Source organism: Clostridium sp. TJA038 (assembly GCF_058310255.1).
Map to the genome: position 1 here is coordinate 389,932 of NZ_JBZEFA010000001.1, position 13,473 is coordinate 403,404.

Consider the following 13,473-nt stretch of genomic DNA (forward strand, 5'->3'; position numbering starts at 1 on the left):
ATGCTAGAGTTAAATTTACAAGAAATTGTAAAAGCTACTAAGGGAGTTTTATTAAAGGAAGCTTTAATAAAGGAAATAAAGGCTGTATCAACAGATACAAGAAAAATAGAGGAAGGAACTTTATTTATAGCATTAAAAGGAGAAAACTTTAATGGAAATAACTATGTTTTAGAAGCCTTTAAAAAGGGATGTAAAATTGCAATAGTTGATGAAGTTAATTTTGATTTAAATCTTTTAAGGGATGAAGTTGCCTTAATTAAGGTTGAAAATACTAAAAAAGCCTTAATGGACTTAGCTAAATTTTATAGAGAAAAATTAGGATTAAAAGTTGTAGGAATTACTGGTTCAGTAGGAAAAACTTCAACTAAAGATTTAGTTGCAGCTGTATTAAGTTATAAGTATAAAGTTTTTAAAACAAAGGGTAATTTTAATAATGAAATAGGATTACCTTTAATGGTATTAGAACTAGATAGCTCTTACGATGTTGCTATTTTGGAAATGGGAATGAGAGGATTAGGACAAATTAGAGAACTTGCAGAAATAGCAAAACCAGATATAGGTATAATAACTAATATAGGAATTTCTCATATAGAAATACTAAAAACTAGAGAAAATATATTAAAAGCTAAAATGGAAATAACAACTTTCTTTAATAAAGACAATACTCTTATTGTTTGTGGAAATGATGACTTTTTAGAAGCCTTACCTAAAGCTAATTATAAGATAATAAAAACTGGAATTGGAGAAAATTTTGAAATTGGAGCTAAAAATATAGTTTTAGGAGAATTCTCCTCTAAATTTACAGTTTACGATGGAAAAGAAGAAGAAGAATTTTCTTTAGATGTACCAGGAAAACATAATATAAGTAATCTTATGTTAGGAATTTCAACAGGAAGAGAGTTAGGCCTTTCTTTTTCTGATATGAAAAAAGGGCTTAAAAATATGGAATCCACTTCTATGAGATTAGAGCTTATTAAAAAAGATGGTTATTCAATTTTAAATGATTGTTATAATTCAAACCCTGTAGCAGTTAAATCAGCTATAGATGTTATGAAAAATATAGAAGGTAAAAGAAGAATTGCAGTTTTAGGAACAATGAGAGAGCTTGGTCATAAGTCAGAGGAAGCTCATGAAGAAATAGGTTTTTATGCAAAGGAAAATGGAATAGATAAGATACTTTGTTTTGGGGATTTCTCAGAAAATATTAAAGATGGGTATGGAGAACTTTGTACTGTTTATGATAGTAAGGAAGAACTTATAAAGGATTTACTTAAAAGTACAGTTGAAGGAGATATTATATTAATTAAAGCATCTAGAGGATTAAAGTTTGAAGAAATAACTAAAGCATTATTAGAAAACTAAATAGCACTAAGGAGGTGAAGCTGCTTAAAAGTTTAAGTAGCAGAGTTTTATGGAAATTTTAAAGTCGATGATAGATCCAAAGATAGTAATGGCAATAGTAATAAGTTTTATAATAGCATCAATATTAGGACCTATTATAATTCCACTACTACATAAACTTAAATTTGGACAAAACATAAGAGAAGAAGGACCTAAAAGTCATTTGAAAAAAGCAGGAACACCAACAATAGGAGGATTAATATTTATCTTTGCAACTATAATAACAATGATTATTATGGTTAGAAACCCTACAGATGAATCAATGATAGCTTTATATGCTTTTGTAGGTTTTGGATTTGTAGGATTTTTAGATGACTTATTAAAAATTCTAAAGAAAAAGAATGAAGGATTAACATCAGGTCAAAAAATGATTCTTTTATTAATAGTATCAGGATTTTTAACTTGGTATGCGTATAAATATATAGGACCTAGTATTAATATACCATTTTTCAATGGACAAATTAACTTAGGATTATTTTATATACCAGCTGCAATGTTCTATTTTGCAGGAGTTACAAATGCTGTAAACTTAACAGATGGCTTAGATGGTTTAGCAACTTCTGTTACAGTTTTAGTAATTACGTTTTTAGGTATTATTAGTTATAATTTAGGACACACAAGTTTAGCAATATTCTGTGTTGCTTTAGCTGGTGCTTTACTTGCTTTCTTAAGATTTAATGCATTCCCAGCTAGAGTATTTATGGGAGATACAGGTTCTCTTGCTTTAGGAGGAGCTGTGGCAATGGTTGCTTTAATTTTAAAAATGCCTTTAATATTAGTTTTAATAGGAATAATCTATGTAATAGAAACATTATCTGTTATATTACAAGTTGCATCCTTTAAACTTACTGGCAAAAGATTATTTAGAATGGCTCCAATACATCACCATTTTGAACAATTAGGTTGGAGCGAAACAAAAATAGTTACTGTTTTCTCAATAATAACAGTAGTATTTTGTTTCATTGCTTTTGCTTCACTTTAGAGAGGTCCTAAAATAGGAGGTTTTAGATGAAGAAAAAAAAGACTACTAAATCTAGATATGGTCAAGTTGACTTAGGTCTTTTATATACAATAATCATATTACTTTCAATTGGGGTAATTATGGTATATAGTGCAAGTTCATATTCTGCTATGGTTAAAGGTGGAGATAGCATGTCATTTTTGAAAAAACAAGCTATATTTGCTATTTTAGGGTTAATTGGAATGTGGTTTATGTCTAGAATAGACTATCATGTGCTAAAAAAATTTACTAGAATTCTTCTTTTTGTTACTCCAGTTTTGTTAGTTCTTGTTTATGCATTCCCAGCAAGAAATGGTGCTAATAGATGGATTGGAAATGGTACTCTTTCTTTTCAACCTTCAGAGCTTGCAAAATATGCAGTAGTAATTATTTTAGCTTCTTATATTACTAAAAGAGGAGAAGAGATTAAAGATTTTTGGCGCGGAATTATTCCTTGTTTTTTAATTGGTGGTCTTTTTGCAGGATTAATACTTGCACAAAAAAACCTTAGTATTGCATCTGTAACTGGATTTGTTACATTTATTATGGTTTTTGTTGCAGGAGCAAGAAAAAGATATATGTTTGGGGTTATAACACCAATTATATTAGCATTAGGGTCGTTTTTTATCTTTTTTGAAGATTATAGAAGAAGAAGACTTTTAAACTTTTTAAATCCCTGGAAAGATGCATCTGGTGATGGTTATCAACTTATACAATCTTTTTATGCTCTAGGGGCAGGAGGAGTTACAGGGCTTGGAATAGGACAGTCAAGACAAAAAACTCTTTATATGCCAGAGCCACATAATGACTTTATCTTTGCTATAATAGGAGAAGAATTAGGATTAATAGGTTGTACAATAATAATTTTATTATTTGTATTCTTCGTCTATAGAGGAATAAAAATTGCAATGGAAGCTAAAGATGAGTATGGAACTTTACTAGCTGTAGGAATAACTTCAATTATAGGATTACAAGCTATAATAAATATTGCAGTTGTAACAGGTTCTATGCCAGTTACAGGAGTTCCTCTACCATTTATAAGTTATGGAGGAACAGCCCTTGTATTTAACTTGTTAGCCATGGGTATTCTTCTTAATATATCTAGACAAAGAAATAAAAAAAATAAGTAAAGGCGTGTTTTTGCGCCTTTATTTTTTATTAAATTGTATTAAAAAAATAATAGTAATTTTTTTACTGTTATTAATATTTTCTTAAAAACTTAATGAAAAAAATCTAGTAAAATGATATTATTGTTAGTGAAATGTAAAATAAAAATAAGGAGAAATATGAGTACGAATATAAATGAATATATACAAAAAAAGAAGAAAAAAAAGACTAGAAGAAAGATTATACTAATTAGTATAATAATTATTGTAATTTTAATATTAATTCTAATTAAAACACCTTATTTTAATATAAAAAAGGTTAATGTTAGCAATAATAATGTTATAACTAAGGAGAGTATAGTTGGAAAAAGTAAAATTTTAAATCAAAATATTTTCTTGTTAAATACATCAACCTTAAAAAAAGAAATCTTAAGCAATCCGTATATAAAAGAGGTTAAAATATCTAGAAAACTTCCAGACCAAATTAATATAGATGTTGTTGAAAGAAGAGCTACATTTATTGTAAATGATGATAGTGAATTTTATGTTTTAAATGAAAATTTAGTTATTATGGAAAAGAAAAGTTCAGAAGAAGGCTTGAATTTACCAAGTGTTATAGGACTTAAGGTTGATAATAGATTTTTAGGAGAGCCTATGAGCACAGACGAAGAAGAAGTTGATATTTTAAAGAAAATAGGAGAAGCCTTAAATAAAAGTAAAGCAAAGGTAAACTCTGTAGATATAACTAATCTTTCAGATATTATTATTAATAAAGGAGATGTTAAAATTCTTTTAGGAAATTCCGATAATTTAGAAGATAAGCTAAATAAAATGGTAAATATTATAAATGACCCTGTAGGAAGTTTTGAAAAAGGATATATAAACATAAGTTTTAATGGTAATCCTGTAATATACGAAGAAAAGTAAGGAGGTATGCTTTTTGAAGAAGTTATCTTCACAAATTATTATAGGTATAGTTTGTGCTTTGCTAGGTTTTTTGTTAACCTATCAATTTAAAGTAATAAATAATAAAGAAAAAAGCATAATAGAAAACTATAATCAAAATGATATAATGGCAGAAATAGATAGTCTTAAAAAAGAGAAGGAAGAGCTTCAAAAAAATAATGATTCCTTAAATAAAAGATTAAAGGAAATGGAAGAGGCGGCAACTTCAAAGGGAGATGTAAATAATCAAATAAAAGAGCAGTTAGATAAGACAAGAATGATTTTAGGTACTGAAGATGTTGAAGGACCTGGAATAATTTTATCTATAACACCTAAATCTCCTTTACTTACATCAAAGGACCCTGAATATATTAGCGAAAAAGAGATAGTTCACATATTAAATTTATTAGCCTTTTCAGGTGCAGAGGCAATAGCTATAAATGATATTAGAATAACACCGCAGACAGGAATAAAAAATGCTAGTAACTTTATATGGATAGGAAATAATGAAAGAATTTCTCCTAAGGAGAAGTTAACTATAAAGGTTATAGGTAACCAAGATAATTTAATAAAGGGAATTGACTTTCCAGGGGAAATGGACTATGGAGTATTAGGAGGGAATTATGACTATAAGTATGAGAAAAAGGATTCAATCATAATACCTAAAACTACTCAAAATCTATCTTCTGAGTATTTAAAAAAGGTTGATTAGGATGGTGATTGAATGATAGTATTTATTGGACTTTTAGTTGGGATAATAATAGGAGTTATATTTCCAGGAAGTATACCAGATAAATTTTCTCCGTATTTATCCATAGCTATAGTAGCTTGTTTAGATTCTGTTTTTGGTGCTATAAAGGCTAGTTTAAAAAAAGAGTTTCAAGCAGATGTATTTATATCTGGATTCTTTGGAAATGCAGCCTTAGCGGCTTTACTTGCTTATCTAGGAGATAAATTAGGAATACCATTATATTTTGCAGCAGTAATAGTTTTTGGTAGTAGAATATTTAATAACTTTGCAGCTATAAGAAGGATATTACTAGAAAAAAGCAAGGAACGATAAAGAGGTGGTGCTTTGAAAAATAGAGAATTTACTATTTTTATATTTATAGCTTCAGTTATAGTTGGAATATTAATATCTATGAATATAAGCTTTGATGGAGTAGGGACTACAAAGGTATTAAATGCTAGAGAGTATCAAGAAGCCTATAATAAAAGAAATAACTTATATAATGAAATATCAAAGTTAAAAGAGAGTAATAGAGATTTGCAAAAAAAAATAAATAATTACTCAAAAAATGATGAAGATAACGATAAAATTTCAAAAGATATGATAGAGGAAGTAAGTGAAAATTTAATGCTTACAGGAGCTAATGGAGTAAGTGGACCTGGTTTAAAAATTGTTTTAGAGGATGGTGGAGAAGCTTTTAGTGGAGAAGTTGTTGATGATTTTATGAGACTTTTAAGAACCATTCATGATGATGATATGATAAAGGTTATAAATGAATTAAAGGCAGCTGGAGCAGAGGCAATTTCTATAAATAATCAAAGAATAATATATAACACGGAAATATACTGTGGAGGGCAATTTTTAAGAATGAATGGTGTTAAAATTCCAGCACCTTTTTATGTTAATGTAATTGGTGATAAAGATAAAATAGAAAATCAAATCATGAGAGATGGTAGTTATATAAAAACTCTTATGAATAGAGGAATAAAGGTTGAAATAAGCAAAAGTGATGATATAGTTGTTCCAGCTTATATAAGTGATATAAATTTTGAGTATATGAAACCACATAAAAAATAAATGTTGAGTTTGTAAAAAATTTGTACAAAAAAGAAGGATTTTCTATTCCTATAAAGAAGAATATAATGTAATATATAATTAAAGGAGACAGTAAAAGTGGATATAAAAGAAAATTTAAAATTATTTACAGAAAAAATTCCAAGTAACGTTCAACTTATTGCTGTATCTAAAACAAGAACTATTGAAGAAATGGAAGAAGCTTATGATTTTGGCATTAGAAAATTTGGTGAAAACAAAGTTCAAGAAATAGTAAGAAAATTTGATGAGTTTCATAAAGATGTACAGTGGCATTTAATAGGTCATCTTCAAACTAATAAGGTGAAATATATAGTTGATAAGGTTCATCTTATACAGTCTTTAGATAGTGTTAAATTATTAAAAGAAATAGAGAAGGTATATGGTAAACATAATAAAGTTGCCAAAACTTTGATTCAAATTAACATAGGAAGAGAAGAACAAAAGTATGGTATATTAGAGGAAGAATTAGATAGCCTTATAGAAGCTGTAGAATCTTGTAAAAATGTTAATGTTTTAGGTATTATGACCATAATTCCAAAGGGAACAGAAGAAGAATGTAGAGAATATTTTAAAAGGACTCACAAGATTTTTTCTGACTTAAAGAAAAAAAGCTTTAAAAATATAAATATGGATATTCTATCAATGGGAATGTCAGGTGATTATGAGATTGCTATTGAAGAAGGAAGCAATATGGTTAGAATTGGCCAAGGAATTTTTGGGAAAAGAATATATAAATAAAATTAGGAGGATATGTGTATGTCAAAAGTAGTTAGTAAAGTTAAAAGTTTTTTAGGATTTGATGATTTTGAAGATGATGATGATGTAATTGAAGAGGAAATGATTATAGAAGAGGAATCTGTTGCACCAGTTTTATCTTCTAAAAAAAATAGTAAGGTTGTAAATATTCATACAGCAAATACTGCAAAATTAATGATAACTAAGCCATTAGTTTATGATGATGCAACTGAAATATGTACTGCCTTAAAAAATAGAAAGATAGTTGTTATAAACACAACTTCATTAGAGCTTAGAACAGCTCAAAGATTAATAGACTTCGTTGGTGGAGCTTGTTATGCTTTAAGTGGAGAACTTCAAGAGGTTGAAAAGGGAGTATTTATAGTATCTCCTTCAAATGTTGAAGTTACAAACGAACTTAAAAGTGAATTAAGTAATAAGGGTATGTTTAACTGGGCTTCAAAATAAGATGAATAAAAAAGATTTTATAAATTTATTAAATTTAGAGGAGTTTGAAGCTTTAAAGCTCTTTGAAAGATTTAATTTAGCTAGGACAAAAAATATTTCAGTATTTACTGATGAGTTTTATACTCCAGATGTATGGAGCACTCTTCAAGAATTGAATTTATCTTCTATAAAAATTGAAAGTTTTGGTTTTTTTGAAGATGGGGAAAGGCGAGTAATTGCTTTTAATAAAGATGAATATTCAGATTATCCAATAAGCCTTTTAAGGATTCATTGCAATACTAAGTTTTCAAAATTAGAGCACAAGGATTATTTAGGTTCTATTATGGCTTTAGGAATAAATAGAAGTAAGATTGGTGATTTAATCTTAAGAGATGATAATTGCTATGTCGCTGTGCATAACAGTATAATTGATTTTTTATTAAGTAATTTAACTAAAATAAGAAACCTTAATTGTAAATGTGAAATAGTTTATGATACAGAAGATATACCTAAGCCTAGCTATGAGGAGAAAAATATAATAGTAACTTCTAAGAGGTTAGATTGTATAATTGCAGCCTTAGGTAATTTATCTAGAAATAAAGCCTTAGATGCTATAAATTCAGGTAGCGTCCTTTTAGATTATAGAGTAACAAAAGATAAAAGTAAGGAAGTTTCAGAAAACTCAAGAATTACCTTAAGAGGTGTTGGAAAATTTAGAATAAAAAATATTTTTGGGACAACGAAGAGTGGTAGATTAAAATTGACAGTATTTAAGTATACATAGGAGTGTGATTATATGAAGTTAACCCCAATGGATATTAACAATAAAGAATTTAAAAGAGTTTTAAGAGGTTATTGTCCAGAGGAAGTAGACGAATTCTTAGACCAAATTGTTGAAGAATACGAAATTCTTTTTAAAGAAAATACTTCTTTAAAAGAAAAACTTGCAAGTTCTGTTGATAAAATAGAGCACTATAATAAGATTGAAAATACTATTCAAAACACTTTATTATTAGCACAAAATACAGCAGAACAAGCAAAAAGTAATGCTCAAAAAGAAGCTGATGTAATAATAAAAAGTGCTAATGATACAGCACAAAGAATATTAGATAAAGCTAATAATGATGTTATACAAATAAATGATGAGTATGATAGAGTTAAACAAGAGTTTACAAAGTTTAGAGCTAAATTTAGAAGCTTTATGAACTTCCAAATAGATACTTTTGATGATTTAGAAAAAGATTTTATTAAGAATTTTAATATAACTAAGCCAGAGGAACAACCTGAAATAGAGGAACCACAAGGAATACAAATTGACTTTGAAGATGATGAAAAAACTGAGCTTAAAGACATTTATGAAGTTGAAGCAAGTTTTGACGATGTAAATGAAATAAAAAGCTTTTTCGCTGAAGAATAAATAGTATTTAAAAAAATCTCACTTTACTTTAAGGTGAGATTTTTATTTTTAATTAATTATTTTAATTGTTGAAATTTAATATTTTATTATATAATATTTAAGATATAGCTTTAAATATTTACTTTAGAATGGAGCAAATAAACTATGAGTTTAAAAAAAGAAGTAATAAAAGTAACAGAAGAAGATAAGGGGATAAGAGCAGATAAGTTTTTATCACTTAAAATAGATGGAGTTTCAAGAAACTTTATTCAAGGACTTTTTGATGAAGGAAAAATTTTAGTAAATGGAAAAGTTCAAAAAGGAAAATATAAGCTTTCAGAAGGAGATTGTATTGAGGTTGAAATACCAGAACCTGAAGAATTAAAGGTTGAAGCTGAAAATATTCCTTTAAATATAGTTTATGAAGATGAGGATATAATAGTAGTTAATAAGGAGAAGGGAATGGTTGTTCATCCAGCACCAGGAAACTATACTGGAACTTTAGTTAATGCATTATTATATCATTGTAAGGATTTATCAGGTATAAATGGAGTTATAAGACCTGGAATTGTACACAGAATAGATAAGGATACTTCTGGAATATTAGTTGTTGCAAAAAATGATAATGCTCATCAAAAATTAGCAGAACAATTTAAAGACCACAGCATAAAAAGAGAATACTATGCAATTGTTGAGGGGAGATTTAAAAAAGAAGGTGGCACAATTGATGCACCTTTAGGAAGACATCATAAGGATAGATTAAAGTATGCTGTAGTTAAAGAGGGAAAAAGAGCAGTTACTCATTATGAAGTTCTTAAGGTTTTTAATTCTTGTTCTCTTGTTAAATGTACTTTAGAAACAGGAAGAACACATCAGATAAGAGTTCATATGGCATTTATAGGGCATCCTTTACTTGGAGATACTGTTTATGGCTTAAAGAAACAAAAGAAATTAAGTCAAGAAGGACAGATTTTACATGCTAAAACTTTAGGCTTTATTCATCCTACTAAAGGAGAGTATGTTGAATTTGATTCTGAGTTACCAGATTATTTTAAAAATATTATAGAAAAGTTAGGAGAGTGTTAGATTATGCATCTTAAGGCAAGTTTATTAGATGAAAACGCTATAAGAAGAGCCCTTACAAGACTTTCACATGAGATAATAGAAAAAAATAAAGGGGTAGAGGATATAGTTTTAATTGGAATTAAAAGAAGAGGATATCCCTTAGCTAAAAGACTTTCTGCATTTATAGAAAAATTTGAAGGAATTAAAATTCCAGTTTGTAGTGTAGATATAACATTATATAGAGATGATTTAACAGACCTTAGTGATACTCCAAATTTAAATGACCCTAAAATAGATTTAAATATAAAAGGTAAAAAGGTTATTATAGTTGATGATGTTTTATATACTTGTAGAACTGCTAGAGCTGCAATTGATGCCATAATGGATCAAGGAAGACCAGAGTTTATACAATTAGCTGTTTTAGTAGACAGAGGACATAAGGAATTACCAATAAGAGCTGACTATGTTGGTAAAAATATTCCTACATCAAAGGATGAAATAGTAAAGGTTCAAATTAAAGAAATTGATGGAATTGATTCAGTAGAAATATATGAAAACTAAGGAGTAATTTTATGGATTATAATTTAATAGCTACTGCAACATTTGGATTAGAAGCTGTTGTTGCAAAGGAATTAAAAGAGTTAGGATATGAGGATTTAAAAACTGAAAATGGAAGAGTTCATTTTGAAGGGGATGAAATGGATATTGCCATAACAAATCTTTGGCTTAGAACAGCAGATAGAGTTTTAATAAAGGTAGCTGAGTTTAAAGCAGAGAGCTTTGAGGAGTTATTTAATAAAACTGTAGAGATTGATTGGAGTGAATATATACCATTAGATGGTAAGATGCATGTTGTTGGTAAATCAGTTAAGTCAAAACTTTTTAGCGTACCAGATTGTCAATCAATAGTAAAAAAAGCTGTAGTTAAAAGTATGAGTAGAAGTTATGGAAAGGACTGGTTTACAGAGGATGGACCAGTTTATAAAATAGAAGTTGGGCTTTTAAAGGATGTAGTTACATTAACAATAGATACCTCAGGAGAAGGCTTACATAAAAGAGGGTATAGAGAAAATTCAGGTAAGGCTCCACTTAAAGAAACTTTAGCTGCTGCTATGGTATTACTTTCAAAATGGAGAGGAGAACAACCTCTTATAGACCCATGTTGTGGTTCTGGAACAATTCTTATAGAGGCAGCTATGATAGCTAAAAATATAGCACCAGGATTACATAGAAAATTTGTTTCAGAAACTTGGCCTTCAATGGATAAGGAGATATGGGAACAAGTTAGAGAGGGAGCTGAAAAATCTATAAAAAACATTCCTTTAGATATAACTGGATATGATATAGATAGTTGGGTTTTAAGCACAGCTAAAAATAATATAAGAAAGGCTGGCTTAACTAATTGTATAACTGTAGAAAAAAGAAATTTCTTTGATTTTTCAACTAAGAAAAAGTATGGATATATGATTACAAATCCTCCATATGGTGAAAGAATAGGAGAAAAAGAAGTTGTTTCAAAATTAAATAAACACTTTGGTGAAGTTAAAGAAAAGTTAAGTACATGGGATTTTAATATTTTAACTGCATGTCAAGATTTCCAAAAAGAGTTTGGAAGAAAGGCTACTAAAAATAGAAAACTTTATAATGGTAGACTTTTATGCTATTATTATCAATATTTAGATAATAACTTAAAAAAATAATTAAAATAAAAAAGTTACAAATAGACTAAATTCTATTTGTAACTTTTTTTTATTTAATTTTCTCTAAGTTTATTTCCCTTGGAGAATCTATATAAACTGTTTTGTTAGTTGAGTATATTACCATTCCAGGTTTTGAACCAGAAGGTTTTTTTACATTTTTAACTAAGGTATAATCTACAGGTATTTTATTTCCTCCCTTTCCTTTGCTATAAAAAACAGCTAGATTAGCAGCTTCTTCTAAAGTTTTATCAGGAATGTTTGTGCTTTTAATAATTACATGAGAACCTGGTATATCTTTAGTGTGAAGCCAAGTATCGTTTTTATCAGCAAATTTTAAGGTTAAGTAATCATTTTGAATATTGTTTTTACCAACATAGATATCTATACCATCAGAGGAAATATAATGATATGGTTTAGAAACCTTGTCTTTTTTCTTTTTATTATTATTTTTCCTAAATCTTATATATCCAGTTTCTATAAGTTCATTTTTTATAGCATCAATGTCTTCATAATTATCTGCAACCTGTATGCTTGAAGAAACAGAGTTTAAATATTTAAGTTCATCTTCATTTATGGCAAGTTGTTCTAAAGCAGATTCTTCAGCCTTTTTTAACTTATTATATTTTTTAAAGTAAAATTGAATATTTTCAGAAGGTGTCTTATTTTCATCAAGAGATATATTTAAATACTCCTCTTTATCGCTATAATAGTTTAAAAGATTTACAGATTTATCTCCTTTTTTTATGCTATATATGTAAGAAGTTAAAAGTTCTCCTTTTATTTTATATTCTTCTTTTTTTTCACATTCTTTTAAAGTATTTTCAAGAACCTTAATTTTTTTTAAGCATCTTTCTATATTAGTGTTTACTAATCTTTGAATATCAGCACTTTTCCCATGAAGTCTATCTTGTTTATCCTTATTTGCATAAAAAGCATCTAAAAGAGTACTGCTACTTTCATAGAATTCTTTATTATATTTTTGTAAAATATTTAAATCTTTAAAATAAAAGTCTATAATTTTATCATCTTTATAGAATATAATATTTTCTATATCTTTAAAAATATTATTAAAATAGTTTGATATAAAATTGAATATATCATCAAAAACATAGGAATTTTCAAATTTAGATTTAAATAAAGTATACATCTCTAAAGAAAGATTTTTACCTACACCAGTTAAAAGTTTTGAAAAAATCTTTTCATCTAATTCATTATTATTATCTTTTAACTGGATTTTTAAAGCTTCTTTTGAAAAATTAAAGGGATTTAGCTTATCAGATGCAGGAGGAAAAACATAATCTACTCCAGGGTATAAAACTCTAAAACTATTTTTATTTGCTGTAATATGCTTTATTGATTCCATAATTTTATTATCTCTTTTTCTAACAAGAGAGATATTACTATGTCTAGCCATTATTTCTACAACTAAAGTATATACACTATCAAAGCCCATTTCATCTTTATTTGCTATATCAATTAAAACAATTCTATCTGTAGATTTTTGATATATATCAATTATTCTTCCACCTGTTAAATATTTTCTAAGTACCATACAAAAAACAGGAGGTTGTAATGGATTATTCTTATTTATTGTAGTAAAATGTAATCTAGGGTATTTTGAACTTGAGGAAATTAAAAGTTTTTTATTTTCTTTTCCTCTTACATTTATAATTATTTCATCCTTTTCAGGTTGATTTATTTTGTCAATTCTAGAATTTATTAATGAATTTTTTAATTCGTTTATTAAGTTATATAAATAAATACCGTCTAAAGCCATGATTTTCTTTCCTTTCTAAATTGATTGAACTTACAGTTAGTATACATCTTATAATAAAAAGTATCAATAATAGGTA

General features: G+C 27.6%; 15 protein-coding genes. 14 read left to right on the forward strand and 1 reads right to left on the reverse strand.

Features of this window, described 5'->3' with window-relative positions:
- From AC4FQV_RS01815 to AC4FQV_RS01880, 14 genes are all read left to right on the forward strand, one after another.
- A complete protein-coding gene (locus tag AC4FQV_RS01815) occupies positions 1-1,362 on the forward strand; it encodes a UDP-N-acetylmuramoyl-tripeptide--D-alanyl-D-alanine ligase (RefSeq protein ID WP_491164088.1) in 1,362 nt (453 codons plus the stop codon).
- A 49-nt stretch (positions 1,363-1,411) separates the two neighbouring features.
- Entirely contained in the window at positions 1,412-2,383 is a 972-nt protein-coding gene (gene mraY / locus AC4FQV_RS01820) for a phospho-N-acetylmuramoyl-pentapeptide-transferase (RefSeq protein WP_491139174.1), read from the forward strand.
- Between the two features lie 26 nt (positions 2,384-2,409).
- Complete coding sequence (gene spoVE, locus AC4FQV_RS01825; RefSeq protein ID WP_491164091.1) at positions 2,410-3,531, forward strand: stage V sporulation protein E; 1,122 nt, start codon at positions 2,410-2,412, stop codon at positions 3,529-3,531.
- Between the two features lie 156 nt (positions 3,532-3,687).
- Positions 3,688-4,434, forward strand: a complete 747-nt coding sequence (locus tag AC4FQV_RS01830; protein ID WP_491139172.1) for a cell division protein FtsQ/DivIB — start codon at positions 3,688-3,690, stop codon at positions 4,432-4,434.
- Positions 4,435-4,447: 13 nt separating this feature from the next.
- Entirely contained in the window at positions 4,448-5,164 is a 717-nt protein-coding gene (locus AC4FQV_RS01835) for a DUF881 domain-containing protein (protein WP_491139171.1), read from the forward strand.
- Between the two features lie 12 nt (positions 5,165-5,176).
- Positions 5,177-5,515, forward strand: coding sequence for a small basic family protein (locus AC4FQV_RS01840; protein ID WP_060670842.1), 339 nt, complete (start codon positions 5,177-5,179; stop codon positions 5,513-5,515).
- 12 nt (positions 5,516-5,527) lie between these two features.
- Positions 5,528-6,259 (forward strand): DUF881 domain-containing protein, encoded by a 732-nt coding sequence (locus AC4FQV_RS01845; protein WP_491139170.1) that lies wholly within the window; start codon positions 5,528-5,530, stop codon positions 6,257-6,259.
- A gap of 96 nt (positions 6,260-6,355) precedes the next feature.
- Entirely contained in the window at positions 6,356-7,015 is a 660-nt protein-coding gene (locus AC4FQV_RS01850) for a YggS family pyridoxal phosphate-dependent enzyme (protein WP_491139169.1), read from the forward strand.
- An 18-nt stretch (positions 7,016-7,033) separates the two neighbouring features.
- Positions 7,034-7,480, forward strand: coding sequence for a cell division protein SepF (locus AC4FQV_RS01855; RefSeq protein ID WP_491139168.1), 447 nt, complete (start codon positions 7,034-7,036; stop codon positions 7,478-7,480).
- Position 7,481: 1 nt separating this feature from the next.
- Entirely contained in the window at positions 7,482-8,243 is a 762-nt protein-coding gene (locus tag AC4FQV_RS01860) for a YlmH family RNA-binding protein (protein ID WP_491139167.1), read from the forward strand.
- Between the two features lie 12 nt (positions 8,244-8,255).
- Positions 8,256-8,876 (forward strand): DivIVA domain-containing protein, encoded by a 621-nt coding sequence (locus tag AC4FQV_RS01865; protein ID WP_491139166.1) that lies wholly within the window; start codon positions 8,256-8,258, stop codon positions 8,874-8,876.
- A gap of 144 nt (positions 8,877-9,020) precedes the next feature.
- The gene (locus AC4FQV_RS01870) at positions 9,021-9,941 is read left to right on the forward strand and encodes an RluA family pseudouridine synthase (RefSeq protein ID WP_491164095.1); all 921 of its coding nucleotides are present in this window, start codon (positions 9,021-9,023) and stop codon (positions 9,939-9,941) included.
- 3 nt (positions 9,942-9,944) lie between these two features.
- Positions 9,945-10,481, forward strand: a complete 537-nt coding sequence (gene pyrR, locus AC4FQV_RS01875) for a bifunctional pyr operon transcriptional regulator/uracil phosphoribosyltransferase PyrR (protein WP_491139164.1) — start codon at positions 9,945-9,947, stop codon at positions 10,479-10,481.
- Positions 10,482-10,492: 11 nt separating this feature from the next.
- The gene (locus AC4FQV_RS01880) at positions 10,493-11,620 is read left to right on the forward strand and encodes a THUMP domain-containing class I SAM-dependent RNA methyltransferase (RefSeq protein WP_491139163.1); all 1,128 of its coding nucleotides are present in this window, start codon (positions 10,493-10,495) and stop codon (positions 11,618-11,620) included.
- Positions 11,621-11,669: 49 nt separating this feature from the next.
- Here AC4FQV_RS01880 and AC4FQV_RS01885 read toward each other — a convergent pair whose 3' ends face one another.
- Positions 11,670-13,397: an Rqc2 family fibronectin-binding protein gene (locus tag AC4FQV_RS01885; RefSeq protein WP_491164099.1), complete on the reverse strand. Its 1,728-nt coding sequence runs from the start codon at positions 13,395-13,397 to the stop codon at positions 11,670-11,672.
- Between the last annotated feature and the right edge of the window lie 76 nt (positions 13,398-13,473).

What these genes read in the sequence shown, in the direction of transcription:
- spoVE (WP_491164091.1), top strand. Translation starts at nt 2,410, where the DNA reads ATGAAGAAAAAAAAGACTACTAAATCTAGATATGGTCAAGTTGACTTA.
- AC4FQV_RS01815 (WP_491164088.1), top strand. Translation starts at nt 1, where the DNA reads ATGCTAGAGTTAAATTTACAAGAAATTGTAAAAGCTACTAAGGGAGTT.
- AC4FQV_RS01870 (WP_491164095.1), top strand. Translation starts at nt 9,021, where the DNA reads ATGAGTTTAAAAAAAGAAGTAATAAAAGTAACAGAAGAAGATAAGGGG.
- AC4FQV_RS01855 (WP_491139168.1), top strand. Translation starts at nt 7,034, where the DNA reads ATGTCAAAAGTAGTTAGTAAAGTTAAAAGTTTTTTAGGATTTGATGAT.
- pyrR (WP_491139164.1), top strand. Translation starts at nt 9,945, where the DNA reads ATGCATCTTAAGGCAAGTTTATTAGATGAAAACGCTATAAGAAGAGCC.
- AC4FQV_RS01865 (WP_491139166.1), top strand. Translation starts at nt 8,256, where the DNA reads ATGAAGTTAACCCCAATGGATATTAACAATAAAGAATTTAAAAGAGTT.
- mraY (WP_491139174.1), top strand. Translation starts at nt 1,412, where the DNA reads ATGGAAATTTTAAAGTCGATGATAGATCCAAAGATAGTAATGGCAATA.
- AC4FQV_RS01830 (WP_491139172.1), top strand. Translation starts at nt 3,688, where the DNA reads ATGAGTACGAATATAAATGAATATATACAAAAAAAGAAGAAAAAAAAG.
- AC4FQV_RS01885 (WP_491164099.1), bottom strand. Translation starts at nt 13,397, where the DNA reads ATGGCTTTAGACGGTATTTATTTATATAACTTAATAAACGAATTAAAA.
- AC4FQV_RS01860 (WP_491139167.1), top strand. Translation starts at nt 7,482, where the DNA reads ATGAATAAAAAAGATTTTATAAATTTATTAAATTTAGAGGAGTTTGAA.
- AC4FQV_RS01880 (WP_491139163.1), top strand. Translation starts at nt 10,493, where the DNA reads ATGGATTATAATTTAATAGCTACTGCAACATTTGGATTAGAAGCTGTT.
- AC4FQV_RS01840 (WP_060670842.1), top strand. Translation starts at nt 5,177, where the DNA reads ATGATAGTATTTATTGGACTTTTAGTTGGGATAATAATAGGAGTTATA.